22 protein-coding genes are annotated in these 24,559 nt (G+C 70.0%); 9 read left to right on the top strand and 13 right to left on the bottom strand.

Annotation, left to right across the window (positions count from 1 at the left end; all coding sequences use genetic code 11):
- Nucleotides 1-3: 3 nt before the first annotated feature.
- From ACT3TD_RS11400 to ACT3TD_RS11430, 7 genes are read right to left on the bottom strand one after another with little or no spacing between them, the layout of a single operon-like run.
- Complete coding sequence (locus tag ACT3TD_RS11400) at nt 4-594, bottom strand: GNAT family N-acetyltransferase (protein WP_301442657.1); 591 nt, start codon at nt 592-594, stop codon at nt 4-6.
- 14 nt (nt 595-608) lie between these two features.
- Nucleotides 609-1,574, bottom strand: coding sequence for an aldo/keto reductase (locus ACT3TD_RS11405; protein ID WP_301442656.1), 966 nt, complete (start codon nt 1,572-1,574; stop codon nt 609-611).
- A 17-nt stretch (nt 1,575-1,591) separates the two neighbouring features.
- A complete protein-coding gene (locus ACT3TD_RS11410) occupies nt 1,592-2,929 on the bottom strand; it encodes an alkylhydroperoxidase domain protein (protein ID WP_301442655.1) in 1,338 nt (445 codons plus the stop codon).
- Nucleotides 2,926-4,608: a dipeptide ABC transporter ATP-binding protein gene (locus tag ACT3TD_RS11415; RefSeq protein WP_301442663.1), complete on the bottom strand. Its 1,683-nt coding sequence runs from the start codon at nt 4,606-4,608 to the stop codon at nt 2,926-2,928. Before ACT3TD_RS11415 ends, ACT3TD_RS11410 begins: the two co-directional genes overlap by 4 nt.
- A gap of 14 nt (nt 4,609-4,622) precedes the next feature.
- Complete coding sequence (locus ACT3TD_RS11420) at nt 4,623-5,459, bottom strand: ABC transporter permease (RefSeq protein WP_441578976.1); 837 nt, start codon at nt 5,457-5,459, stop codon at nt 4,623-4,625.
- Nucleotides 5,456-6,397 carry an ABC transporter permease gene (locus ACT3TD_RS11425; protein ID WP_301442661.1) on the bottom strand — a complete coding sequence of 314 codons (942 nt, stop codon included), beginning with the start codon at nt 6,395-6,397 and terminating at the stop codon, nt 5,456-5,458. The genes ACT3TD_RS11420 and ACT3TD_RS11425 overlap by 4 nt, the downstream gene beginning before the upstream one ends.
- A gap of 17 nt (nt 6,398-6,414) precedes the next feature.
- Complete coding sequence (locus ACT3TD_RS11430) at nt 6,415-8,130, bottom strand: TIGR04028 family ABC transporter substrate-binding protein (RefSeq protein WP_301442654.1); 1,716 nt, start codon at nt 8,128-8,130, stop codon at nt 6,415-6,417.
- Nucleotides 8,131-8,229: 99 nt separating this feature from the next.
- Between ACT3TD_RS11430 and ACT3TD_RS11435 the strand changes: the two genes are divergently transcribed.
- The 4 genes from ACT3TD_RS11435 (at nt 8,230) to ACT3TD_RS11450 (ending at nt 12,859) form a co-directional block, all read left to right on the top strand.
- Nucleotides 8,230-10,236 (top strand): FAD/NAD(P)-binding protein, encoded by a 2,007-nt coding sequence (locus tag ACT3TD_RS11435; protein ID WP_301442653.1) that lies wholly within the window; start codon nt 8,230-8,232, stop codon nt 10,234-10,236.
- Nucleotides 10,237-10,239: 3 nt separating this feature from the next.
- Nucleotides 10,240-10,842 (top strand): DNA-3-methyladenine glycosylase, encoded by a 603-nt coding sequence (locus tag ACT3TD_RS11440; protein ID WP_301442652.1) that lies wholly within the window; start codon nt 10,240-10,242, stop codon nt 10,840-10,842.
- 160 nt (nt 10,843-11,002) lie between these two features.
- Nucleotides 11,003-11,422, top strand: coding sequence for a hypothetical protein (locus ACT3TD_RS11445; RefSeq protein ID WP_301442651.1), 420 nt, complete (start codon nt 11,003-11,005; stop codon nt 11,420-11,422).
- Nucleotides 11,423-11,833: 411 nt separating this feature from the next.
- Nucleotides 11,834-12,859, top strand: a complete 1,026-nt coding sequence (locus ACT3TD_RS11450) for a zinc-dependent alcohol dehydrogenase (RefSeq protein ID WP_301443893.1) — start codon at nt 11,834-11,836, stop codon at nt 12,857-12,859.
- Between the two features lie 12 nt (nt 12,860-12,871).
- Here ACT3TD_RS11450 and ACT3TD_RS11455 read toward each other — a convergent pair whose 3' ends face one another.
- The 3 genes from ACT3TD_RS11455 to ACT3TD_RS11465 are packed head-to-tail and all read right to left on the bottom strand — an operon-like array spanning nt 12,872 to nt 15,254.
- Nucleotides 12,872-13,201, bottom strand: a complete 330-nt coding sequence (locus tag ACT3TD_RS11455) for a YdeI/OmpD-associated family protein (protein ID WP_301443894.1) — start codon at nt 13,199-13,201, stop codon at nt 12,872-12,874.
- A gap of 53 nt (nt 13,202-13,254) precedes the next feature.
- Nucleotides 13,255-14,001: a hypothetical protein gene (locus tag ACT3TD_RS11460; RefSeq protein ID WP_301443895.1), complete on the bottom strand. Its 747-nt coding sequence runs from the start codon at nt 13,999-14,001 to the stop codon at nt 13,255-13,257.
- Nucleotides 13,998-15,254, bottom strand: a complete 1,257-nt coding sequence (locus ACT3TD_RS11465; protein WP_444637993.1) for a cystathionine gamma-synthase — start codon at nt 15,252-15,254, stop codon at nt 13,998-14,000. The genes ACT3TD_RS11460 and ACT3TD_RS11465 overlap by 4 nt, the downstream gene beginning before the upstream one ends.
- A gap of 107 nt (nt 15,255-15,361) precedes the next feature.
- Between ACT3TD_RS11465 and ACT3TD_RS11470 the strand changes: the two genes are divergently transcribed.
- Both ACT3TD_RS11470 and ACT3TD_RS11475 read left to right on the top strand, forming a co-directional pair.
- The gene (locus tag ACT3TD_RS11470; protein WP_301443897.1) at nt 15,362-15,979 is read left to right on the top strand and encodes a sugar O-acetyltransferase; all 618 of its coding nucleotides are present in this window, start codon (nt 15,362-15,364) and stop codon (nt 15,977-15,979) included.
- A 147-nt stretch (nt 15,980-16,126) separates the two neighbouring features.
- Nucleotides 16,127-17,992, top strand: a complete 1,866-nt coding sequence (locus ACT3TD_RS11475; protein WP_441578975.1) for a hypothetical protein — start codon at nt 16,127-16,129, stop codon at nt 17,990-17,992.
- Between the two features lie 164 nt (nt 17,993-18,156).
- Here ACT3TD_RS11475 and ACT3TD_RS11480 read toward each other — a convergent pair whose 3' ends face one another.
- On the bottom strand, nt 18,157-19,104 hold the full coding sequence (locus ACT3TD_RS11480) for a hypothetical protein (RefSeq protein WP_441578974.1): 948 nt from the start codon (nt 19,102-19,104) through the stop codon (nt 18,157-18,159).
- Between the two features lie 161 nt (nt 19,105-19,265).
- Here ACT3TD_RS11480 and phoA point away from each other — a divergent pair, with 161 nt between their 5' ends.
- The 3 genes from phoA (at nt 19,266) to ACT3TD_RS11495 (ending at nt 22,758) form a co-directional block, all read left to right on the top strand.
- Nucleotides 19,266-20,804, top strand: a complete 1,539-nt coding sequence (gene phoA, locus ACT3TD_RS11485) for an alkaline phosphatase (protein ID WP_441578973.1) — start codon at nt 19,266-19,268, stop codon at nt 20,802-20,804.
- Between the two features lie 71 nt (nt 20,805-20,875).
- Nucleotides 20,876-22,102 carry a dicarboxylate/amino acid:cation symporter gene (locus ACT3TD_RS11490; RefSeq protein WP_301443025.1) on the top strand — a complete coding sequence of 409 codons (1,227 nt, stop codon included), beginning with the start codon at nt 20,876-20,878 and terminating at the stop codon, nt 22,100-22,102.
- On the top strand, nt 22,102-22,758 hold the full coding sequence (locus ACT3TD_RS11495; protein ID WP_301443024.1) for a histidine phosphatase family protein: 657 nt from the start codon (nt 22,102-22,104) through the stop codon (nt 22,756-22,758). Before ACT3TD_RS11490 ends, ACT3TD_RS11495 begins: the two co-directional genes overlap by 1 nt.
- Here ACT3TD_RS11495 and lepB read toward each other — a convergent pair.
- The gene (gene lepB, locus ACT3TD_RS11500; RefSeq protein ID WP_441578972.1) at nt 22,755-23,501 is read right to left on the bottom strand and encodes a signal peptidase I; all 747 of its coding nucleotides are present in this window, start codon (nt 23,499-23,501) and stop codon (nt 22,755-22,757) included. The genes ACT3TD_RS11495 and lepB overlap by 4 nt on opposite strands.
- Nucleotides 23,502-23,511: 10 nt before the next feature.
- Nucleotides 23,512-24,306, bottom strand: coding sequence for an ABC transporter ATP-binding protein (locus tag ACT3TD_RS11505; RefSeq protein WP_301443022.1), 795 nt, complete (start codon nt 24,304-24,306; stop codon nt 23,512-23,514).
- Nucleotides 24,307-24,559 lie beyond the last annotated feature (253 nt).

Consider the following 24,559-nt stretch of genomic DNA (forward strand, 5'->3'; position numbering starts at 1 on the left):
CGGCTACGCCCCGAACGCGGGGTGGTAGCTCACGACCGCACGCGGGTAGGACGTTTCTCCGTCGAGCCGTAGCGCCTGGAAGTAGGGCGCGCTCTCCTGCGGCAGTCCCTCCATCACCAGGCCCTCGCGGGCGGCGAAACCGAAACGGTCGTAGTAGGTGGGGTCGCCGAGCAGGACCGCACCGGTGGCGTCCTTCGTGGTGTCGAGGAACTCCAAGGCGCTGCGCATCAGCGCCGCACCGATCCCCTCCCCCTGGTGCGCCGGGGACACCGACAGCGGGCCGATGCCGAACCAGCGCCCGGCGTCCTCCCCTGCCACGCCACCTGACGTGTCGCCCTCGAGCGTCACCGGCGACACCGCCACATGTCCGATCACCCAGCCGGAACGCACCGCGACCAGCGACAACGTGAGCGCATCGGCGGCGCGCAGAGCATCGACGATGGCAGGCTCGCGCCCGTCGGAGTGCTCGATACCCTCGAAGGCTGCCGCGGTGAGCGAGCGGATCTCGCCGGCGTCGCCGCCGTCGGCGGCCTCCGGGCGGATCACCGGGAGGCCGTGCGTGTCATCCGTTCCGTTGCCTGCGCCGTGGTTCATGCCACGGATTCTACTCAGAAACTACTCGACGCGGCGTCCAGCGTGGCGACCTCGTCCTCGGTGAGTTCCAGGGTCGTCGCCGCGATCAGCGGGGCGACCTGCTCCGGGGTGCGCGCCGAGGCGATCGGGGCGGTGACGCCCTTGGCCAGCAGCCACGCCAGTGCCACCGACGCCGGCTCCACGGAATGCGCCTCAGCGACCGTGAGCACGGCCTCGACCACGCTGAACGGGTCGGCGTCCTTCTCGAAGTAACCGCCGGTCTGTCCCTCGCGGGCAGCACCCTCCAGATCCTCACGGCTGCGGTACTTACCGGTCAGCAGGCCGGACGCCAGGGAGAAGTAGCTGAACACACCCACCCCGTACTCCTCGGCGACCTGCATGTAGCCGTCTTCGTAGCCGGCGCGCGAGAGGAGACTGTACTGCGGCTGGATCGCCAGCGGGATGGCGTGGTCGAGCTCCAGCTCGCGGGCGGTCTCGAAGAACTCGCGCATGCGCTCGGTGGAGTAGTTGGACAGGCCGATGTAACGGACCTTGCCGGAGTCCACCAGGGCCGCGGCGGTGCGGACCTGGTCGGCGATCGCCACGGACTCGTCGTCGTAGTGGAAGTAGTAGAGGTCGATGACCTCGGTCTGGAGCCGCTTCAGCGAGTCGTCGAGGTTGGACACGACCGTGTCGTGCGCCAGGCCTTCGGCACCCTGGAGTGCGCCGACCTTCGTGGCCAGGACGACCTGGTCGCGGTTGCCGCGCTCGGCGAACCACTGGCCGAGCACGGTCTCCGACTCGCCGCCGGAGTGGCCCTCGCCCCACTGCGAGTACATGTCGGCGGTGTCGATGAAGTTGCCGCCGGCGGCGAGAAACGCGTCGAGCACCGCGAAGGACTCCTCGGTGTCCGAGGTCCATCCGAAGGTGTTGCCGCCGAGGTTGAGCGGGGTGATCTCAAGATCGGTGCCGGGGACGGTAATACGCTTTGTCTCTGTCATGGCGACCACGGTACGCCCTACCGGAAGCGCGCCGGAAGTTCCGGTTCCCCGAGCGACAGCATCAACCGGTTGGCCCAGTTGAAGAACGCCGCACCGTTGATCACGTCGACAATGGAGGCGTCGTCCAGCCCGGCGGCGCGCAGCCGTTCCACGTGATCCCGACAGAAGTCCACGGGAGTGCTGGTCAGCGCCACGGAGGCCTCGGCGATGGCGTTCCACGCCTCGGATCCCAGGTCCGGCAGGGAGTCGGGGCCGACGGCCTCGTCGCAGAGCCGCTGGACGTCGTCCTCCCGGCCGGTGGACTCCTGCAGGGCGCGCCCGGTGTGCACCGAGGCGCAGTAGACGCAGCCGTTGTAGCGGCTGGTCACCGCCGCGGAGATCTCGCGCTCGGCACGTCCGGCACCGTCGGTGACGTTGTAGAAGATGTCCTTGTCGGTCAGGGTGCGCGCCTCCAGCGCGTCCGGGTCGCGGGCGAGCAGGCGGAAGTAGGACGACTTCGCACGCATCGGGTCGACCAGGGCGGTGCGCTGCCGCTCGGTGAGCTCGTCCTCCTCCACCGGCGGCACCCACGGCTGCCAGCCCAGGCTGTGGCTGACGAACCGGGTGGGACGGTGCAGGTCCGGGTAGGTCAGGACGTCGAATGCGCCGCCGGTGAGCGGTGCGGGGCCGCCCGGTTCCTGTGCTCGCTCCTGTGCCTTCCCGCGGCGGCGGACGGGACCGGCGGCGAGCGGCATGTACATCGCGTCCGCCGCCTTCAGGGCGAACAGCCCCGCCGCGGCGCGTATCTGGAAGCAGAGGAAGGAGATCAGCTGCGCCAGGCTCACCACCTGCGTGGGCGTCCACCCCGACCAGGCCAGGGGAGCAAGGCGCTCCGGTCGACTGTCGCGAGGGTGGAAGACCAGCAGGTGGGCGAACTCGAGGGCGGCGGTGAGTTTCTCGCCGAGCACCCCGCGCACGTGCGGGTCCACGCTGAACTCCGGGCCGGGCACGGATTCCCCGGCCAGGTCCGGCTCGCGGTAGGTGCCGTACGGCCCGACCGTGAGCCCTGCCTGCACGGACTCCGCCACCGCGGTGGCGACCGCGTCCTCCACCACGTCGCCGAGCAGGTCGGCGTAGAAGTCAGCGGCCTGGCCCTGGTGCAGCCCGGCGACGAAGGCGGCCACCACGTACCGCTCGGTGTCGGTGAAGCCAGAGCCGTCATCCTCGCCGTCGCCGGCCTCGAGCAGCACCCGGAAACTGTGCTGAGCGTTCGTCCGGGCCTGCGACCGGTTGCGCCGCAGTTCGGCGACAGGCTCTCCGGGGTTGATGCCGGCGAGGAGTTCGATGATGTCTGCGCTGTCTGTGCTGTCGCTCATAGTCCCAGGTTAAGTCCTCCGGAGCGGTAGCGCCGCCCCGGAATCGCGTCGAGTAGTCGGATGGTGAAGTCGCTGGTCGGACGCTCGAAGATGTCCTCGGTGCGCCCGGACTCCACCTGGCGGCCACCGGACATCACCGACACCGTGTCGGAGATCTCGCGCACCACCGCCAGGTCGTGGGAGATGAAGACGTACGTCAGCCCGAGCTCGCGCTGCAGCTCGTCGAGCAGGTGCAGGATCTGCGCCTGCACGGTGACGTCCAGGGCGGACACCGCCTCGTCGAGCACCACCAGCTCCGGGTCGAGGATCAGGGCGCGGGAGATCGCCACACGCTGGCGTTGCCCGCCGGAGAGTTCCGCGGGACGCCGCTCGGCCATGCCGGAGCCCGGCGCGCCGAGGGCGACGCGGTCGAGCATCCCGTCCACCCGCCCACGGACCTGCGCCCGCGACAGGTCGGTGAGGTTCTGCAGCGGCTCACCGATGATGCGTCCGATGCTCTGGCGCGGGTCCAGCGAGCTGTAGGGGTTCTGGTAGACCATCTGCACGCGTCGTCGCAGTTCACGGCGACCCTTCGCATCCAGGGTGTCCACGCGCGTGTCGCCGAGGCGCACCTCGCCGGACGTCGGACGCCGGAAGGCGGTCACCGCCCGGCCCACGGTGGACTTGCCCGAACCGGACTCCCCGACGATGGCGTGGGTGGTGCCCGGCAGGACGGAGAAGGAGACGTCGTCCACCGCGACGGCGTCCCCGAACTCCTGGCGCAGGCCGGTGACCTGCAGCAGCGCCGGGGTGCCGTCCTGCGGCGTCGCGGGACGGTAACTCGCCGCCTCCACGGCGCTGACCAGCGACGGGGCGTCCGCAAGCAGTCGGCGCGTGTAGTCGTCGCGCGGGTCGGTGAGCACGCGGTCGGTCGGGCCGTCCTCCCGCACCTCCCCGGAACGCATCACGACCAGCTCGTCGGCGCGGTCGCCGGCGACGGCGAGGTCGTGGGTGATGAACAGCACGCCCAGGCCCAGCTCGTCACGCATGCGGTCGAGCAGGTCCAGGATGGTGCGCTGCACCGTGACGTCCAATGCGCTGGTCGGCTCGTCGGCGATGAGCAGGTCCGGTTCCAGCGCCAGGGCCGCGGCGATGAGTGCGCGTTGCTTCATGCCGCCGGAGAGTTCGTGCGGGTACTGGGAGTAGCGGCGCTCCGGGTCGTCGATGCCGACGGTGTCCAGCAGCTCGACGACCTTGGCACGACGCTCTGACCGGGAGCTGCGGCCGTGGATGCGCAACCCCTCGCCCACCGACTCGCCGACGGTCTTCACCGGGTTCAGCGAGTTGTTAGGGTCTTGTGGGATCAGCCCGATGCGCTTTCCGCGTACCGTGCGCCACTCGCGGCGACCCAGGTCGCGCAGGCTGCGTCCTTCCAGCAGGATCTCGCCGGACACCGTGGCGTTGTCCGGCAGCAGGCCGAGGGTGGCCATCGCCGAGGTCGACTTGCCGGAGCCGGACTCCCCGACGATGGCGGTGACCCGCCCGCGGCGGACGGTGAGGTTGACGTCCTTCACGGCGTGCACCTCGCCGCGGCGCGTCCGGTAGGACACCGCCAGGTCGCGGATCTCCAGCAGCGGCGTCTCGGCAGGACGCGGCGCGCGTGCGCGCTCGTCGTGCCAGGAGCCGTCGTCCCAGTCCATTGCTTCCGTCATGTTCAGGACTCCTTCCGCAACGACTGGCTCAGATGGTTGGTGGCCAGCACGACCAGCACGATCGCCAGGCCCGGCAGCACCGTGAGCCACCAGGAGGTGGCGATGAAGTCGCGGCCCTCGGAGATGATCAGGCCCCACTCCGGCGTGGGCGGCGGCGCACCGTAGCCCAGGAAGCCCAGGGTGGACAGCTGCAGGATCGCGCTGCCGAACTGCAGTGCCGCCAGGGCGACCACCGGGGTCAGCGAGTTCGGCAGGATGTGACGCCACAGCACCTGCATGGCCGTGCCGCCGGAACCGTACGCCGCCTCGACGAAGTCGCTGCCGGCCACGCTGAGCACCTGGGAGCGCGCCAGTCTGGCGAACACCGCGACGTTGGTGACACCCACCGCGACCGCGGCGTTGAAGGTGCCGTAACCCAGCAGGATGATCACCGCCAGGCTGAGCAGCAGCGACGGGATGGACAGCAGGACGTCGACCACGCGCATGACCAGGGCGTCCAGCCAGCCGCGGCGCGCGCCGGCGAGCAGGCCCAGCAGGGAGCCGGCGACCATGCCGACGAGCACGGCGAGCAGCGCGCCGGCCAGCGACTGGCGCGCACCCCACACCACCCGCGTGTAGAGGTCGCGTCCGACCGCGTCCGTGCCGAACCAGTGCTCGGCGGACGGGGCGAGCAGCGGCGCGGTCTCCCCGGAGGACGTCGGGTCGCCGGAGGCGAACACACCCGGCACGAGTGCCCAGGCGACGGCGACGAGCACCACCGCGCCGGAGAGCCACACGCCGGGGCGGAGGGTTCTGAGGGTCTTCAGGGTCTTCAGGTTCTTCAGGTTCATGCTCGTCATGCCGTCACCGTCCTGCGCAGTCGGGCGTCGAGGACCGGGTAGAGCAGGTCCACGATCAGGTTGACCAGGATGAACGCCGCGGCGGCGAGCACGACCACCGCCATGAGCACCGGGGTGTCCCGGGTGGAGACCGCGTCCACGGTGGCCGCGCCCAGACCCGCCCGGTCGAAGACGGCCTCGGTGACCACCGCGCCGCCGACGAGTTCACCGAAGGTCACCCCGGCGATGGTCAGGGCGGGCAGGGCGGCGTTGCGCATCACGTTGCGCCACAGGATCCACTGCTCCCCGGCGCCGCGCGCCCGCACCACGGTCACGTAGGGCTGACGCGAGGCGTCGTCGATGCCGCGGATGAGCACCTGCGCGATCGGCGCGGACAACGGCAACGCCAACGCGATCGACGGCAGGATGAGTTCCTGCACCGCACTGGCGTGGATCACCGGCACCCAGGTCAGCTGGAAGCTGAACGTCTGGATCAGGATGATGCCCAGCCAGAACGCCGGCAGGGAGATGAACAGCGGCGGCAGCGCGCGCAACGCGCCGCGCACCCAGCCGAACCGGGAGGACGTCGCGGCCACCGCGATCACCACGGCCACGACCACGGCCAGGACGAAGCCGGTGAGCGCCAGGGTCAGGGTGCTCGGCAGCGCCTCCCCCAGCATCGTGGACACCGGGGTGCCGGTCTCCATGGAGTAGCCGAAGTCGCCGCGCAGCATGCCGGTCAGCGAGTTCCAGTAACGGGTGAGCACGGGTTCGTCCGCGCCGTAGGACTCGCGCATCTGCGCGATCTCCTGCGGCGACAGGCCGAGCTCCGGGTTGGCGTAGCGGGTCTGTACCGCGTCCCCCGGCAGGGCGGTGAGCAGGATGAACGCCAGGGTGAAGGTGGCCCAGAGGACCAGCAGGGACTGGCCGATGCGCCGCAGTACGGCGCCGGTGGTCAGGGAGTCCATGGTGTCTGTCAGCCCTCCTGCTCTTCTGTGGCACCGGTGTCGAGCGTGACCGGGTAGAACCACGGCCGCCCGATCGGGTCGGTGGTGAAGCCGTGCACGTAGTCCTGCACGCCGTAGACCTGCGGTTCCTCGAAGAAGGGCAGCACGTACGCCTGCTCGGTGAGGTAGTCCTGCACGTCACCGCTGGCCGCGGCGCGGTCCTCCTCGTTGACCGATCCGGACACCTTGAGCAGCAGTTCCTCGAGTTCCGGATCGCCGACGGACTCGTCGTCGGCGTCGAAGTTGAGCAGCTGGTTGCGGTTCTGCGAGTAGTACTGGCTCTTGATCACGTCGTAGTCGGCGCGCCCGACCATGGTCACGTTGAGCTGGATGAGGTCCTGGTCGACCTGCGCTGCCTTCTGCGCGGCGACGTCACCGGGGTACAGGTTGACCTCCACGCCGATGTCACGCAGCTGCTCCTGGACCATGGTCACCACCTCCCGGGTCCGCGGCTGCTGCGCGGAGTCGTTGGCGGTGAGGCTGAGCCGCTGGCCGTCCTTGACGCGCACGCCGTCGGCACCCGGCACCCAGCCGGCCTCGTCGAGCAGGTCGCGGGCCCGCTCGGGGTCGAAGACGTAGGCGTCCTCCTGCTCGCGGTAGCCCGCCGTGGTGCTGGCCAGCGAGGAGGTCGCCTTGGTGTAGGAGTCGCTGAACAGGGAGTCCAGGATCCGGTCGCGGTTCACCCCGGCGATGATCGCCTGACGCACCCGGATGTCGCTGAGCAGCGGGTGACGGAAACGCAGGGCGAGCTGGTTGTTCACCCCGTTCGTCGGCGCGGACAGCACCTCGATGCCCTCGTCGGCGAGGTGCTGCTCCTCCGGGGCCTCGATCTGGCGGGCCACGTCGCCCTGGGCGGTCTTGAGCCCGCCGACGCGCACGCTGTCCTCCTGGGTGACGACCACGCTGACCCGGTCGATCTGTGCCGCACCCTGCTGGTCGTCGGCGGCGTCGCGGCCCTGCGGCGCCCAGTCGTAGTCGTCCCGGGCGTCCAGCGTGACCTCGGTGTTGAGCTGTTCGTCGGCGACCACGAACGGTCCGGAGCCGACGACGGACGTCGCGCTGCCCGGCGCGAAGCCCTCGTCGGACTGCGCCAGACTGGAGTCGGCGAGCAGCCCGGCGTTGAAGGAGCTCGTGGCCTGCGCGAAGCCGGGCTCCGGGTCGGCGAAGTGGAAGCGCACGGTGGTGTCGTCGAGGACCTCGCCGCGCTCGTAGCTGCTGATCTGCTCCGACGACGCCAGGCCGCGGTCCGGGTCGCCGAGCGCGAAGAGGTCGAAGTTGTCGACCACGTTCTGCGCGGTCAGCGGCGTGCCGTCGGAGTAGGTGACGTCGTCACGCAGGGAGAAGGTGTACTCGGTGGCGTCGTCGTTGACCTCGGGCAGGTCCGTGGCGATCCACGGGTGCAGCTCCAGGGTCTCCGGGTCCTGCCACAGCAGCCGGTCGGTGATGTTGTTGAGGATGCCGCCGTTGGGGTAGAAACCGGCGGCCGGCGGGTACAGGGAGGTGAACGGCAGGGACTCCAGGTACACCAGTTCCCGTGCGCCGGCGTCCCGGTCGCCGGACGACCCGCAGGCGACGAGGGACGCCGCGAGGGCGACGGCGGTCACGGCGGCGGCAACCGGGGCGAAAATCGTGCGGTTCCTGCGGTTCGTGCGGGTGGTGCGGCGTGACGGGTGCAGCGGCGGCATGGGCGTTTTAGTGCTTTCAACAGAACTGAACAGATCTGTCTGTTCTTCCAGGGTGCGCCCACCGTAACACAACAGTTTGCGACCGATACCATGGTGGTCATGAACGCCTTAGCAGTCATCGGCGGGGGCCCGCGCGGCATCTCCGTCCTCGAACGGCTCAGCGCCCTGGTGCGCGACCGGCACGCAGCGTCCGGCGCGTCCGGCACGTCCGAGCCTGTCACGGTGCACCTCGTCGACGACGTCGCCGTCGGCACCGGCCGCGTCTGGCGCACCGACCAGACCCGCACGCTGTGCATGAACACCCTGGCCGACGCCGTCACCCTGTTCACCGAACCCGGCTCCACCGTGACCGCCCCCGTACTCGAGGGCCCCACCATGTACGAGTGGATCCGCCTGCTGCGCGGCGAGGAACTCACCGGGCCGGCCGGCACCGCGAAGTCCGAGCTCTTCCACGCCCACCCCGGCCTCGTGCCGGAGGAGGTCGGCGTCGACTTCGCCGCGGAGCTGGCGTCCAGCCGCCCGGAGTCCCACCCCTCGCGCGCGCTCTACGGCCACTACCTGCGGTGGGTGTACGACGTCGTCGTCGCCCGCCTGCCCGAGGGCCTCGTCCTGCGCACGCACACCACCCGCGCCACCGACGTGCGCGCCACGTCCGACGGCCGCGACCGCATCACCCTCGCCGACGGCACCACCCTCGACGTCGACGCCACCGTGCTCGCCCTCGGCTGGACCGACACCGAGCCCGACGCCCTGGAGACCTTCACCGCCCAGTCCGTGGAGCACTACCCCGAGCTGACGTGGGTTCGCCCCGGAAACCCCGCCGACCAGGACGTCTCCGCGCTGCCCGCGGGGCAGGACGTGCTCGTCCGCGGCCTCGGCATGGGCCTGTTCGACCTCATGGCCATGGTCACCATCGACCGCGCAGGACGCTTCGTGCCGGACGCTTCGGCGCGTTCCGGCCTGCGCTACGAGGCCTCCGGCGACGAACCGCGCCTGGTTGTCTCCTCCCACCACGGATACCCCTACCAGCCCAAACCCGTCTACGACGCGCTGCCGCCGGCAGCGCGCATGCCGCGCTTCCGCGCCGAGCTCGCCGCCGTACCGTCCGACGCGACCGCCGGCTCCGTCGACTTCGGCGAGCGCCTGTGGCCCGCGCTGCTGCGCGACGCCCACGAGGCCTACTACCGCATCCTGCTGCAGGACGCTCCGTCGGCACTCCAGCAGGTGAGCAGCGTCATCGATGCCTCGGACGACCCCTGGAACCTGCACGAGGACCCCGCGCTCGCCGCCCTCGTCCCCGACGCCGCCGACCGCTTCGACATTCCCGGCTACGCCGACCCCGTCGCCACCTACGTCCGCTCGCGCGACAGTGCCCCCACCATCGACGAACTCACCGCCCACATCGGCGACCGTCTCGCCACCGACCTTCACGAGGCGTCGCTCGGCACCGCCTCCGCGGTCAAGGCCGGACTGCAGGTCATCGGCTCCGCCCGCAAACCCGCCCAGGTCGCCGACCAGCCCGGACGCTTCACCCTGGAGTCCCGGCGCGGTGCCTACGCCGAACTACGACGCGTGGGCCAGATGGTCGGCTCCGGGCCGCCGGCGTTCCGCACCGCCGAACTGCTCTGCCTCGTCGACGCCGGCTACGTCCGCTTCCTCGGCGGCCACCCCACCGTGGTCGTCGACCCCGAGGCACCGGCGTTCCTCATGGCCTCCGAGACCACCGGGGACGTCAACGTCTCCTCCACCACGCTGGTCGACGCCTGGCTGCACAAACCCGCCGTGCGTGACACCGCCTCGCCCGTCACCGCCGCACTGGTGCGCGACGCCCGGCTGCGCCCCTTCGTCTTCACCGGCGGCGCCGACGAGACCGGGCAACCCGCCGAGGTGGCGTCCAAGGCCCCGGAGGTCGACCTGGCGACCTCCCGGCTGGTGCACGTCGACGGCAGCCCGGACCCGCGGGTGCACATGCTCGGCATCCCGCTGCAGGAGGTCCGCGCCGACATGACCATCTCCCCCATGCCCCGCACCGACCCGCTGATGCTGCAGGAGACCGACGCCGCGGCCGTGTCTGCGCTGGGTGTGCTGGGCGCCGCCGGGAAATAGCCCATGGACATCGACTTCTCCCGGGCGCCGGAGACCGTGGCCCCGCAGCTGCTCGGCGCCACCCTGCGACGCACCACTGCCGAGGGCACCGTCGCCGTGGAGTTGACCGAGGTCGAGGCCTACCCCGGGGTGGGCGACCCCGCATCGCACACCTACAATGGTCCGACTCCGCGGTGCGTGACCATGTTCGGCCCGCCCGGGCGGCTCTACGTGTACGCCAGCTACGGCATCCACCGCGCCGGCAACCTCGTGTGCCGCGACGAGGGCACCGGTGCGGGGATCCTGATGCGCGCAGGACGCGTCGTCGAGGGTCTTGACCTGGCCCGTTCCCGCCGCGGCCCGAAACCCACCGACGACGGCCTGGCCCGCGGCCCCGGCAACCTCGGCGCCGTCCTCGGCCTCGACCTGGACCTCAACGGCTCGGAGATCAGGCAGGACGATGCGGAAGACGCTCCCGGCTTCACCCTCACCGCGGCGTCCTCCCCGGTCGAGCAGGTCGCCGGGCCGCGGATCGGGATCTCGAAGAACGTCGACGCACCACTGCGCTTCTGGATCCCCGGCGACCGCACGGTCACCACCCCGCGCAGCCGCCCACGCACCCCCTAGCGTCCGGCCACCTCCCCACCACCTCCCCACCGTGGAAATAGTCGCCCTCCCAGGAAGCACTTCGGCCCGAATCCCTACCTGGAAGGGTGAGGATCCTGCAGGGGTCTTTCTCCGACCATGACGCCGACCCCCCCGGCACGTACGTAGGCTGGATTCCACCATGACACCCACACCACGCTCCGCCTCAGCGAACACCGAGTCCCGCGACGGTTGGACGAGCGTCGACGGCCTCGCCGACGCCCACCCCGGCACGGTGAAGTCCGACTACGAGATCCCCCGCACCGACTACACGCAGGCGAAACCCGCGGTGGAACGGCTCGCCAGAGAGGACGGGGTCACCGTGGTCCGGTTGGCCTTCCGCGACGGCGACGTGATGGCCGACCACAGCGCCGCCGCCCCGATCCTCATCCTCGGGCAGGTCGGCACCGTCGAGGTCGAGATCCGGAACGAGGAGACGGAGAGCGACGTGGTCGTCGTGTCGCCCGGGTCGGCGGTCCACATCGAGGCCGGCCGCGTGCACGAACTCCGCGCCGCGGCCCCCGCCACCGTCACGCTCCTGGTGCTCCACGGCGAAGCCTGACACCGTCCGCGGCCACGTCGGCGGAGATACTGACGTCGACATAACAACATCGACACAGCTTTTCCTGTCCAGTGGGATCTTCCGGAACTCTTCCCCGGTTGACGTCCCGCCTCCACCCCCGCCTGCACCGCCGCCCACCCACACCGCAACCCCCACCACAGGGCCCCGGCAGCATCCCTCCTACCTGGACCGGGAGCGCCGGCCCCGCCTCCAGGCCCCTGGCGTGGCGCTCCCGCACCCCCGGGAGCATCCCCCCCCCGCTAAGCACGCCGTCGTACGGACCCCTGCCGCAACCACCTCTGTCGTTGTTAGCGTCCCCCACACCGCATCCCCGGAACGCCACCCGGGACGCCGATCTGTTTCTCGGCCTGGGACGCGGACCACCACACCCCACCGGAAGGGACCTACACCATGACCGACCAACTGCACGCCGCCGTCGTCGAGAAGTTCCACGACCCGCTCACCCTCAAGGACATCGACCGTCCGACCCCGGACCGCAACCAGGCGCTGGTGAAGCTCATCGCCTCGGGGGTCTGCCACACCGACCTCCACGCCGCCCACGGCGACTGGCCGGTCAAGCCGGAGCCCCCGTTCGTCCCCGGTCACGAAGGCGTCGGCGAAGTCGTCGAGCTCGGTCCCGGCGAGCATTCCGTCCAGGTCGGTGACACGGTCGGCAACGTGTGGCTGTGGTCGGCATGCGGGGAGTGCGAGTTCTGCCGTACCGGGTGGGAGACCCGTTGTCTGTCGGCGGAGTACGGCGGCTACACCGTCGACGGTTCGTTCGGCACCTACATGCTCGTCGACACCCGCTACTGCGCCCGTATCCCGGAGGGCTCGGACCCGGTCGAGGTCGCACCGGTCCTCTGCGCCGGGGTCACCGTCTACAAGGGGCTGAAGGTCTCGGAGACGAAGCCGGGCCAGTTCATGGTCGTCTCAGGTGTCGGCGGGTTGGGGCACGTGGCCGTGCAGTACGCGGTGGCCATGGGCATGCGTGTGATCGCCGTGGACATCGCCGAGGACAAGCTCGAGCTCGCGAGGAAGTACGGCGCGGAGTTCACCGTCAATGCCAGGGACGGTGACCCCGCTGAGGCGATCCAGGATTTCACCGACGGCGGGGCGCACGGCGTACTCGTCACCGCGGTGCACCCGCAGGCGTTCGGCCAGGCGATCGGCATGGCCCGCCGCGGTGGGACGATCGTATTCAACGGGTTGCCTCCGGGGGAGTTCCCGGCGCCGATCTTCGACATCGTCCTCAAGGGGCTCACGATCCGCGGTTCACTGGTGGGCACGCGCCAGGACCTGGTGGAGGCGTTGGACTTCTACGCCCGGGGCCTGATCCACCCCACGGTCCACGAGTGCTCGCAGGAGGACATCAACACCGTCCTCGGGAACCTGGAGGAAGGCACGGTCGACGGTCGCATGGTCATCCGCTACTGACCGCGCACCCGCTCACCGGTGCTTGCAGCCGGGCCAGCAGCAGGGACGCCGCTTGCCCTCCTCGAGTTCCTCGCAGGTGCGGCGGATCCGGCGGGCACGGGTCGGAGCCTGGCGGGCGTCCTCGACCCAGCAGATGAACTCGTTGCGCGCCAGCGGGGTGATGTCCTCCCACAGAGGCAGGACGCTGCGGGCGATCGCCGGGGCACCGTCGTCGCCCGGGCCGCGGTCGCCGCCGAGGATGGCATCGCGCAGGTCATCGGGCAGATCATGGACCACGCCGCCGGAGACAGTTCCGGGGACGGCCGCGGTGTCGGTGGGGGTCGTGCCTGTGGTGTCGGTCATGGTCACCGACGCTACCCCCACCGGCATTCGACCGGTGAGCCGATCACGACCGATCACACGCGGAAGTCCTGCACCGCGGTCCAGGCCGGGTCGGGTTCGTCCGTCACGGCGGCGTCGCCGAGGTCCCAGGCGGAGGCGACGGTGCGCAGCGTGTTCAGCAACGAGCGGTCCGCCACGGTCGGCGCGGTGGAGTCCAGGTAGAAGTGCAGCGTGACCTGCGACTCCGTGGTCTCTGCGACGGCGAGCACGCCCGCGCCGTTCTCCTCGACGGTGGCGACCAGGGCGTCCTGCACGCCGGCGGCGAGGTCCTCGATCTGCGCCATCGTCAGGTCGGACGCCGCGAGCGGGTCCGTACCCAACGTGATCGGGACGTGCAGGTCACAGCCGGGCGCGACCACGGGCGACAGCGGCAGGACGACCCGGGCGACGCCCTGGGTCCCGTCACGTTCCACGCGCAGGACGCCCCGGGCGGGGCGCCCGTCCGGGTCCAGCGCGGCCGCGGCCATGCCGTCCACGCGCCGGCGCAGCTCGTCGACCGACACGGCCCCCTCGGGACTGTGGTCGGTGACGCTGACGCGTCCCAGCCAGGCGGCGGCGCGGTCGGCGCCGAGGACGTCGTCGAGCATGCGCGCGGCGGTCGCCACGTCCGGAGCGTCCTGCGCGGGGGCGTCGGCGCCGAACAGGGAGCGGCGCATCGCCGCGGTGGCCACAGACCCCCAGTTCGGGTGCCACACCTGCACGTTGAGCACGGTGTGACCTGCGGTGACGCCGGTGCGGCAGAGGGCGGGGTCGGGCGTCACAGGGCGTCCAGCGCCTGTTCGAGGTCGGCGAGGAGGTCGTCGATGTTCTCGATGCCGATGGAGATGCGCACCAGGTCGTCCGGCACCTCCAGGGCGGAGCCGGCGGCGGACTGGTGGGTCATCTTCGCCGGGTGCTCCAGCAGCGACTCCACCCCGCCGAGCGACTCCGCCAGGCAGATCAGGCGGGTGTTCTCGCAGAACTGCAGCGCCGGGGCCTCGCCGCCGGTGAAACGCACGGAGACCATCGCGCCGAAACCGTCCATCTGACGTGCGGCGACGTCGTGGCCGACGTGCCCGGGCAGACCCGGGTAGAGCGCCTGGGAGATCTCCGGGCGTCCCTCCAGGAACTCCGCGACGGCCTGGGCGTTGGCGCAGTGGCGGTCCATGCGCACGCCGAGGGTCTTGATGCCGCGGTAGGTGAGGTAGGCGTCGAAGGGGCTGGGCACGGCGCCCACGCCACCCTGCAGGAAGAGCAGCTCGCCGTCGAGGTCCTCGTCGTCGGTGACGATCACGCCGCCGACCACGTCCGAGTGCCCGCCGAGGTACTTCGTGGTGGAGTGCATGACCACGTCCGCACCCAGCGCCAGCGGGCGCTGCAGGTACGGGCTAGCGAAGGTGTTGTCCACGATCAGCTTCGCCGGGTGGTCCTTCATCCCCTCCGCGGTGGCGGCGATGTCGGTGATACCCAGCAGCGGGTTGGTGGGGGTCTCCAGCCAGACCAGCGCGGTCTCCGGACGCAGCGCGGCGGTGACCTGCGCGGTGTCGGCGGTGTCGACCACGGACACCTCCACGCCCCAGTCGCGGTAGGTGGTGTCGAGCAGGCGGAAGGTGCCGCCGTAGGCGTCGTTGCCGAGGATCACGTGGGCGCCCGGACGCAGCAGTGCGCGCAGGACGGTGTCCGTGGCGGCCATGCCCGAGGAGAAGGCACGGCCGAACTTCGCGCCCTCCAGCGCGGCGACGGTCTCCTCCAGGGCGGTGACCGTGGGGTTTCCGCACCGCGAGTACTCGAAGCCGCCACGCAGCTGCGCCACGCCGTCCTGCGCGTACGTCGTCGAGGCGTAGATCGGGGCGTTGATCGCACCGGTCTGACCGTCCGGCTCGTAGCCGGCGTGGATGGCGTTGGTGTCGAAGCCGAAGGGACGTCCCGTGGCGTCCGTCAGGCGGTCGCCGGCCTGCAGGGCAGCGGCGCGGCGTGCGGCGGTGCCGGCGTCCGCACGCGACTCGTGCTCGTGGGAGTGGTCGTCGCTGCTCATGGGTGCTCTCCTGTGCTGGTCGGCTGCTGAAAATATTTCGCGTGGCCATCCTATCGAACCGAGCGGTCTACCTCAGGACGCACCCCGGGGTGTGGCAGGCTGGGCAGATGAGTGACAGCACAGACGCCACAGCCACCACGGCCACCACGGCCACTTCCCTGCGTGCCGCCGTCGACGCCGACCCGCGCAGCATGTGGGAACGCATGGTCGCCGGCGAGTACTACCTCGCCGACGAGCCGGACGTCGCCGCACGCTCGGCGTGCTTCCGGCTGTCGCAGACCGACCCGGCGAACGCGGACTCCTGGGACGCGCAGGTCCGCGACCTGCTCGGCCACGTCGGCGAGCGGAGCCAGGTGTGGCCCGGGTTGCGCGTGGACTACGGCACGAACGTGCACCTCGGCGACGACGTCTTCATCAACGTGGACGCCACGATCCTCGACGTCTGCCCGGTGCGCATCGGCGACCACTGCCAGATCGGCCCCGGCGCGCAGTTCCTCACCCCGCTGCACCCCCTGGAGGACCACGAACTGCGGGCGACCGGCTGGGAGTACGGCGCGCCGATCACCCTGGGGCGCAACGTGTGGTTCGGCGGCCGGGTGACGGTGTGCGCGGGCGTGACGATCGGCGACAATGTGGTGGTCGGGGCGGGTTCGGTGGTGACCCGCGACCTGCCGTCGGACGTGCTGGCCGTGGGGACGCCCGCCACGGTGGTGCGGGAGCTCTGAGCATGGCCTGAGACCGCGCGAAGTCGGATACCCACGGGGGTACCGGTGTTACCAGTGTTACTTATGTGACTCATGTGACGTATGTTGCGTAGGAGAAACCTCCTCTCCTGCCGCACCCTCCGTCCCCGCAGCCCCGAAGGCCCCACCGTGACCTGTCCCCGCCGCCCCCGCCCGTTGCGCCGCATCGCCGCAACCACCACCGCCGTCGCCACCGCGCTCGCGCTCGGCGCCGCCCTGCTCCCCACCGCCACCGCGCAGGACGCACCGGACGACCAGCAGGACGTCCAGGTCGACACGTCCAACGTGGACGTCGACCTCGGCGGTTTCCAGGACCTCCTCGAGAACGAGATGATCCTCGACTACGTCGAGCTCTGCCAGTCCGGCGACGAGGCGTCCGACGCGACCGAGGTGACCGCCGTCGCCGACTGCAGCCAGTCCACCGGCGACGGCATCGCCGTCGTCCTGCCCGAGAACATCGAGGTCGGCTCCGCCGCCGAGGAGATGACCATCGACCTCGGCGACGACATCTCCATCCTGGGAATGACCCTGGAGCTCGGTGAACGCAACCTCATCGAGATCCTGAGCGCCGTGGTCCTGGACCAGGACAGCCTCAGCCCCCTCGTCAGGCGGACCATCACGGCCCTCGGGTACCCCAACATCGAACCGCGACGGCTCGGCGCCTACAGCACCTACGCGCAGGTCCAGCAGGACGCCGCGCTGCCGGTCAACATGGTCACCGAACGGTACTGCAGCGGAGTCGTGATCGCCGGCCGCTGCCTGGGGTCCTGGCGCGAACGCACCACCGACACCAACCTCGCCACGCGCACCGACGCGCTGAAGATCGCCGGGTACCTCACCGGCGAGACGTACGACTACACGCAGCCCGTCGAGCTGCCGGAGCGTCCCGCACCGCGTGGCACGTCCACCGTGGCCGGGGACGGCACCCAGGTCGCCGCGTCCATGCGCGGCGGTGACGCCACCGCCGAGGCCAACGAACTCTTCGGCCTGCCCGGCATCGCCCTCGCCGCCGCCGACGAGGAGCGCAGCTCCATCGCCTACACCCGCCTCGGCTTCGCCTCCGCCATGAACATGGACACCGACGAGATCGGCCTGACCTGGTTCGGACGTGCCCTCGACTTCGACCGCCTGCGCGAGGACGGCATCGCCGACTTCGCCGGGGAGGACGTCGAGGACATGCTCGACACCGTCGACGACCTCGAGGTCCCCGCGCTCAAGGAGGTCAGCTGCTTCGGCCTGAACTCCCGCGCCACCGCCGAGGGACTCGGCAAGTGCACCAACATCCTCGGCACCGTCGACACCTACCAGGACCTGCGCGACCCCGAGGTCGGCGAGCACCGCCAGAGCCAGGTCGGCCTGACCGACGTGAGCTCCCTCGTGCTCGGCAACGACGCCCTGCTCAAGCAGCTCACCGGCGAGACCGAGGACACCCCGTTCCTCGACGACCTGATGCACAACGTCACCTCCGAGGACGACCGTCTGAAGTTCGCCAAGGACTTCGTGCGTCTGACCTCCGACACCTACACCGACGAGGTCGAGACCCCCGTGCTCGACGACGACGGCAACCCCGTCCTCGACGACAACGGCGAGCCCGTCACCGAGATGACCACGCGCACCACCAGCGCCGCCTGGCTGACCAGCGACTACGGCTTCCGCGACCCGATCACCGTGGAATGGCTCGGACAGCGCGTGGTCTTCTTCCCCGCCGTCGAGGTCAACGGCGACGAGCGGCCCAACTACCTCAGCCTGCCGGAGATCGAGGCCGTCGCCGACGACGCCGACGCCGGACTGCTCCCCAAGGTCAGCCTGGTCACCTGGGACAACGCCTTCGGTCTGGGCACCGTCGCGCTGGACGACCTGACCCGCCCCGACCTCATCCTCGCCAACTGGCTCGACAGCGTCACCCTCGTCGACGACATCGTGTGGCTCAGCGAGCTGCTCGGCAGCGGGGACGGCGGTGCCGGCACAGACGTTGCGGAGGCGCTCGCGCCGTAACCGCCGACCCGGCTCGCGGCGTCCTACGCGGGACGTCCTGTGCGAGGACGGGGACCAAGTTGGACCTGGGAGCGTTGAGTCGACCAACTCAGAGCTCCCAGGTCCAACTTGGTACCCCTGCACCGACAGCACAGGGGCCGAAATCGGGCCTACGAACTACGCACCTACACGCCGTCCTTGACCGACTTGCCGGTCTTGTCGGCGATCATCTCGCACCGGTCGTGGGACCCGGGCGAGCACATCACGATCCAGTCGTCGTCGGAGACGGAGACCATGTCGTCGCGGGAGACCTCCTGGAAGACGCCCTGGTCCTCGAGCTCGTCGATGTCCATGTCGAAGGTGACCAGCACGGAGTCCAGTGCGCACCAGGCAGCCTGGCCGCCCGAGCCGCTGGCCTCCGAGCAGGCGAGGTCCCACGCGCTCAGCTGCTCCCTGGCCTGGGAGAGGTCGTCCCAGCCGGAGTAGGTCTGCAGCTCGCGCTCCTTCTCCTCCTCTTCCTTCTTCCGCTTCTCCTCGGCCTCCTTGGCGTCGCGCTCCATCTCCTCGGCGAGGTTGGCCTTGAACTCCTCCTCGGTGATCGCGCCGTCCGGCAGCGTCGACTCCAGTCCGAGGGCTTCCGCGATGTCATCGCAATCGTCGTTGGACAGGTCGTTGCAGGATCCGACGACGTCGTCGCCGTCGAGCGCGCGGTATTTACCGCCCATGTCCTCGCGCGTCGCCGCGTACTCCTGGTCCGCGGAGAACTCCTCGAGCTCGTCGAGCTCCGCCTCGACAACCTCGCTGCCGGACTCCCGGTCCGCCTTGTCGAACAGCGAGATCTGCGGAAGGCCCGCCTGGACGCAGGCGAGCCGGATCGTGCTGAGGTCGCTACTGCTCGCCGGGGTCATCATGCAGCTGTCGTAGCCGTTCTCCTCGGCCTTGACCTGCATCGCCTGCAGCGCCTCGCTGCCATCGAGACCGGCGCCGGACGCTGCTGCCGCTGCGTCCGTTGCGCCCGCAGCGCCGGTGGCGTCCGATGCCTCGGCGTCGTCCCCGCCGCAGGCGGTGAGCGACCCGGCGCCGAGCACCAGGGCCGCGGCGAAGGCCGCGCCGCTGAGCTTCTTCTTCCTCATATTCATGAACGTCATCCCATTATCAAATCATATGGTTCTGAGTTCTTCAGCACCTGTCACCACCTGTTCACCTCAAGGGCCCTCGGATCTCACCGTGGATTCACCTCGGCTCCGTAGCGTCACGGTCTGTTCCTGACGTTTTCGTTTAGAGAGAGTTGACCGTGAACCACAACCGCACCGCCGTCGCCGTCCTGAAGACCGGACTGGGTCTCGTCGGCACCGTATCCCTCCTGGCCACCGCCGTCGCCTGCAGCGACAGCAACGCCGACGACAACGCCGACGGTGGCACCCCCGCCATCCAGCACCGCGAGGCCGACGGCGACCTGACCGCCAACGGCGGCGCCCGACGCCTCGACGGCGACCAGGGCGACTACGTCCGCGACGCCGTCGCCGCCACCGGCGCCAAGAACGTCATCCTGCTCATCGGCGACGGCATGGGCGACTCCGAGATCACCGCCGCCCGCAACTTCGCCGAGGGCGCGTCCGGCAGCTTCAAGGGCATCGACGCCCTCCCCGTCACCGGCCAGTACACCCACTACTCGCTGAACGAGGACGGCACGCCGAACTACGTCACCGACAGCGCCGCGTCCGGCACCGCCTGGGCCACCGGCACGAAGTCCTACAACGGCGCCATCGGCGTGGACGTCGAGGGCGAGAGCCAGCAGAACCTCATCGAGAAGGCCAAGTCCGCCGGCCTGGCCACCGGCAACGTGTCCACCGCCGAGATCCAGGACGCCACGCCCGCCGTGCAGGCCGCCCACGTCGCCAAGCGCAAGTGCTACGGCCCGGAGGACACCGACGCCTGCGGCGACGACCTCCTCGACAAGGGTGGCGACGGCTCCATCTCCGAGCAGTACCTCGAGTCGCGCGCGGACGTCACCCTCGGCGGCGGCGCCGAGAGCTTCGCCCAGAAGGCCAAGGCCGGCGACTGGAAGGGCAAGACCCTGCTGGAGCAGGCCGAGGATCGCGGCTACCAGCTGCCCACCAACGCCGCCGAGCTCGACGCCGTCTCCGAGGCCAACCAGGACTCCCCGGTCCTCGGCCTCTTCTCCGACGGCAACATGCCGGTGCGCTGGGACGGCGACACCGCCGAGAAGGAGGGCTACCTCAAGCCCGCGCAGGAGTGCACCGACAACCCCGAGCGCACCGAGGACATCCCCAAGCTCGCCTCGATGACCAACAAGGCCATCGACGTGCTGAGCAACAACGACGACGGGAAGGAGAACGGCTTCTTCCTGCAGGTCGAGGGCGCGTCCATCGACAAGGAGGACCACGCCGCGAACCCCTGCGGGCAGATCGGCGAGACCGTGGACCTCGACGAGGCCGTCCAGGAGGCGCTCTCCTTCGCCGAGGAGGACGGAGAGACCCTCGTGCTCGTCACCGCCGACCACGCGCACACCAGCCAGATCGTGGGCGGCGTCGACGAGGACGACATCAAGGAGATCGCCGAGGACAAGGGCATCAGCGTGGAGGAGGCCCGTGCCACCGTGTACCCGGGCCTGTCGCGCAACCTGATCACCCGTGAGGGCGCGGAGATGACCATCGCCTACGCCACCTCCGACAACGTCGACACCGAGGCGCAGGGCCACACCGGCACCCAGCTGCGCATCGCCGCCTACGGGCCGTCCGCCGCGAACGTCTCCGGACTGACCGACCAGACGGACCTGCACTTCACCATCGCCGACGCACTCGGCCTCTAGGTGCACCTGCCGGGGAGGTAGTTTCACCCCCCGCTATGCCGGGGGGCGTGTGGTGGCATATCGTCACCACCATGACTTTCAAGAAGCTGGCGGGCTCCCTGTTGTTCCGGATCGTGGTGGCGATCGTCCTCGGCATCGTGTTCAGTCTCTTCTTCCCGGAGTGGCTGGCCAGGGTCTTCGTGACCTTCAACGGGCTGTTCGGCAACTTCCTGGACCTGTTCATCCCGGTGCTGATCTTCGCGCTGATCACCCCGGCGATCGCCGGGGTGGGCCGCGGGGCCGGGAAGTGGCTCGGGCTGACGGCCGGCATCGCCTACGGCTCGACCGTCATCTCCGGGCTCATCGCCTTCGCCGTCGCCACCGCCACCTACGGCTGGCTCCTGGGCGACCAGAAGATCAGCACGCTGATGGACATCGACGAGGGCGCGCTCTCGCCCTACTTCGAGATCGAGATGCCCGCGCCGTTCGAGGTGATGACCGCTCTGATCCTGGCCTTCTGCGTGGGCCTGGCGATGACCGCGGTGAAGTCGGACATCCTGCACGGCGCCGCCCGCGAGCTCGAGGGCGTGGTCATGAAGGTCATCAGCTCCTTCGTGATCCCCCTGCTGCCGGTGTTCGTCTTCGGCGTGTTCCTGTCGATGGGCATGAACGGCCACCTGCTGGACGTGATCTCCTCCTTCGCCAAGGTGCTGGTCCTCGCCGTGGTGATGACGGTCCTGCTGGTCATCGCCCAGTTCCTCGTCGCCGGTGCGCTCACCGGACGTAACCCGTTCAAGGCCCTGGTCACCATGCTGCCGGCCTACGCCACCGCGCTGGGCACCTCGTCCTCGGCGGCGACGATCCCGGTGACGCTGGCCAGCGCGAAGAAGAACGGTGTGCCGGACAACGTCGCCGGTTTCGTGGTCCCGCTGTGCGCGACGATCCACCTGGCCGGGTCGATGATGAAGATCGCCCTCTTCGCCCTCGCCGTGGTCCACATGTTCGACCTGGACGTGAACGCCGGGCAGGTCATCGGCTTCATCCTGCTGCTCGGCATCATGATGATCGCCGCCCCGGGTGTGCCCGGCGGCGCGATCATGGCGGCCGTCGGTGTGCTGCAGTCGAACCTCGGTTTCGACGCGGACCAGATCGCCCTGATGATCGCCGCCTACATCGCCATCGACTCCTTCGGTACCGCGGCGAACGTCACCGGCGACGGCGCGATCGCCATGGTCGTCAACAAGCTCTCCAAGGGCCGTATCGGCACCACCGACGACGAGATCGAGACCGAGGGTGTGCTGAACACCAGCGAGTCCTGATGCGCCGGCTCATCGTCGTCACCCACCCCGAGGCCACGCACCACGTGGACGGTCTGGTCGGCGGCTGGTTCGACTCGCGTCTCACCGCCCGCGGACGACAGGACGCCGCGCGCATCGCCGACGCCGTGGCGTCCTGCGTTGAAGGACGTGGCGGGGACGGCGGGGACGGCACAGCGCTCGTCGCGTCCGACCTGACGCGCTGCCGCGAGACCGCCGCGCCCGTCGCCGCGGCCCTGGGCGTGGAGGCCACGTTCCTGCCCGCGCTGCGGGAGAAGTCCTACGGCGAGGGGGAGGGACGCCCAGACGCATGGTTCCGCGAACGGTTCACCCCGCCGCCCGCCGTGGGCGAGCGGTTGGGGCACGACGAGGGGCTGGGCGCGGAGACCATGGGGGACTTCGCCCGGCGCGTCCACACGTGCATGGACGAGGTCCTCGCGGCGGGACGTCCCGACACTGTGGTGGTCACCCACGGCGGGACGGCGACGATGGTCGTCGCGCACTGGCTGCGCCTGCCCGTCGATACCCTGGGGTACGCGCGTTTCGGCGTGACGCCCGGCAGCATCAGCGTGCTGCGGGAGGACGACTACTTCCACAACCGCACCCTGGTCAGCCTCAACCAGACAGAGCACCTGGGCGGCACCTGGCCCGCTAGCTAGTTCACCGAGCCGATCCGGCTCAGGGGCCATACCTTGAACTGCACCTTGCCCACCACGTTGTCCAGCGGGACCATGCCCTCCTCCGGGTCACCGGCGAGGTTGTAGTAGCGCGAGTCCTTGGAGTTGGTGCGGTTGTCGCCCATGAGCCAGACCTTGTCGTCCGGCACGGTGACCGGGCCGAAGTACTCGCCCTGGCAGGCGTCCGAGCCGGTGGTCTGGTTCACGGGGTAGGCCATGGGCTCCTCGGTGAAGGAGTCGTCGACCTTCTCGCCGTCGACCATGATCCCGGGGTCACCTTCCTGGCACTGCACGGTCTGCCCGCCGGTGGCGACGACGCGCTTGACGAGGGTGAACTCGTCCGGGGCCAGGATGCCGATCTTCTCCAGGCCGATCTGCAGACCCTTGACCAGCGGCTGGGACGAGCGGGTGGACACGTAGTCCTCCGACCACGCCTCGGTGCCGGTGAACACGACCACGTCGCCCTGGGAGACGTCGGTGAAGTGGTAGGACACCTTGTCCACGAAGATGCGGTCGTCCGTGCAGCCGTCGCAGCCGACGAGCGTGGGCTCCATCGACTCCGACGGGATCTGGTAGAGCCGTCCGACGAAGGTGTTGAACAGCCCGAGCAGCAGGATCGCGATGAGGAAGGTCACGAGGTACTCGAGCCACGCCGGACGCTTCTTCGTCGCGTCCGGTGCGTCCGTCGTTCCCGGCGTTTCCGCGGTTTCACTGGAGTCAGTCACCCTTGAGAGCCTATCCCACGGTCGGCGCCGCAGCCGGTCCTGCCACGGCGAACCAGCGTCCTTCGACGCGTTGCAGCTGCACGGGCATGTCGTAGAGGACGCCCAGGTTCTGCGCGGTCATCGTCCGCTCCACCGGCCCGGCGTCCAGCACGCGGCCGTCCTTGACCATGAGCACGTCGGTGGTGGAGGCGGCGACCTCCTCGACGTGGTGGGTGATCAGCACCGTGGTGAGCCTGGGGTGGGAGGCGCGCAGGTCGTCGACGACACGCAGCAGCGTCTCGCGTCCGGGCAGGTCCAGGCCGGTGGACGGTTCGTCGAGCAGCAGCATCTCCGGGTCGGTGACCAACGCACGGGCGATGAGCGTGCGCGCCTTCTCCCCCTGGCTCATCTGGCTCCAGCGCCGGTCGGCCTTGTCCGCCATGCCCACCAGGTCGAGCAGTTCGGCGGCACGCGCGCGGTGCGGGGCGTAGTCGAAACGCTGGACGTAGCCGTTGGACGCCGACGCCCCGGACAGGACGGCCTCCTCGGCGGTGACGTCGTCGAGGCGCTGCTTCGGGTCGACGTAGCCGATGCGTTTCTGCAGCTCGCGGACGTCGGTGCGTCCGACCTGCTCGCCGAGGATGCGCACCTCACCGGTGGTGGGGTACAGCCGCGCGCCGGCGAGCTTGAGGATCGTGGACTTGCCGGCCCCGTTGGGGCCGAGCACGGCCCAGTGCGTGCCGGACGCCACGGTGAGGCGCACGTCCTCGACGAGGTGGCTGCCGCCGCGGCGGACGGTGACGTCGGTGATCTCGAGCGCGTTCATGGGTAGGCACCCTACGCCCGGTGCGTCCTCCCGGGCACAGCCGGCTACGGGGCCGACCGCCGCCTCTGCTAGGCGAACCCCCCTCCCCCCTTACCCCAATTCGGGAAGATACGCGCAGGTCACAGCCATCTGTAGCGCGCCATCCAGTTTTTTCTCGATAAACATTGTGTTCCTCGAATACATATCGTACTGTGAACCACACTTTACATAGTGTGTGTTCCACAACACACTTCGCGCCATTCAGATGGAGGTC

This window comes from Corynebacterium sp. AOP36-E1-14, from assembly GCF_052377495.1.
Lineage (GTDB): Bacteria > Actinomycetota > Actinomycetes > Mycobacteriales > Mycobacteriaceae > Corynebacterium.

What these genes read in the sequence shown, in the direction of transcription:
- ACT3TD_RS11400 (WP_301442657.1), bottom strand. Translation starts at nt 594, where the DNA reads ATGAACCACGGCGCAGGCAACGGAACGGATGACACGCACGGCCTCCCG.
- ACT3TD_RS11405 (WP_301442656.1), bottom strand. Translation starts at nt 1,574, where the DNA reads ATGACAGAGACAAAGCGTATTACCGTCCCCGGCACCGATCTTGAGATC.
- ACT3TD_RS11410 (WP_301442655.1), bottom strand. Translation starts at nt 2,929, where the DNA reads ATGAGCGACAGCACAGACAGCGCAGACATCATCGAACTCCTCGCCGGC.
- ACT3TD_RS11415 (WP_301442663.1), bottom strand. Translation starts at nt 4,608, where the DNA reads ATGGACTGGGACGACGGCTCCTGGCACGACGAGCGCGCACGCGCGCCG.
- ACT3TD_RS11420 (WP_441578976.1), bottom strand. Translation starts at nt 5,459, where the DNA reads ATGACGAGCATGAACCTGAAGAACCTGAAGACCCTGAAGACCCTCAGA.
- ACT3TD_RS11430 (WP_301442654.1), bottom strand. Translation starts at nt 8,130, where the DNA reads ATGCCGCCGCTGCACCCGTCACGCCGCACCACCCGCACGAACCGCAGG.
- ACT3TD_RS11435 (WP_301442653.1), top strand. Translation starts at nt 8,230, where the DNA reads ATGAACGCCTTAGCAGTCATCGGCGGGGGCCCGCGCGGCATCTCCGTC.
- ACT3TD_RS11440 (WP_301442652.1), top strand. Translation starts at nt 10,240, where the DNA reads ATGGACATCGACTTCTCCCGGGCGCCGGAGACCGTGGCCCCGCAGCTG.
- ACT3TD_RS11445 (WP_301442651.1), top strand. Translation starts at nt 11,003, where the DNA reads ATGACACCCACACCACGCTCCGCCTCAGCGAACACCGAGTCCCGCGAC.
- ACT3TD_RS11450 (WP_301443893.1), top strand. Translation starts at nt 11,834, where the DNA reads ATGACCGACCAACTGCACGCCGCCGTCGTCGAGAAGTTCCACGACCCG.
- ACT3TD_RS11455 (WP_301443894.1), bottom strand. Translation starts at nt 13,201, where the DNA reads ATGACCGACACCACAGGCACGACCCCCACCGACACCGCGGCCGTCCCC.
- ACT3TD_RS11465 (WP_444637993.1), bottom strand. Translation starts at nt 15,254, where the DNA reads ATGAGCAGCGACGACCACTCCCACGAGCACGAGTCGCGTGCGGACGCC.
- ACT3TD_RS11470 (WP_301443897.1), top strand. Translation starts at nt 15,362, where the DNA reads ATGAGTGACAGCACAGACGCCACAGCCACCACGGCCACCACGGCCACT.
- ACT3TD_RS11480 (WP_441578974.1), bottom strand. Translation starts at nt 19,104, where the DNA reads ATGAGGAAGAAGAAGCTCAGCGGCGCGGCCTTCGCCGCGGCCCTGGTG.
- ACT3TD_RS11490 (WP_301443025.1), top strand. Translation starts at nt 20,876, where the DNA reads ATGACTTTCAAGAAGCTGGCGGGCTCCCTGTTGTTCCGGATCGTGGTG.
- ACT3TD_RS11495 (WP_301443024.1), top strand. Translation starts at nt 22,102, where the DNA reads ATGCGCCGGCTCATCGTCGTCACCCACCCCGAGGCCACGCACCACGTG.
- ACT3TD_RS11505 (WP_301443022.1), bottom strand. Translation starts at nt 24,306, where the DNA reads ATGAACGCGCTCGAGATCACCGACGTCACCGTCCGCCGCGGCGGCAGC.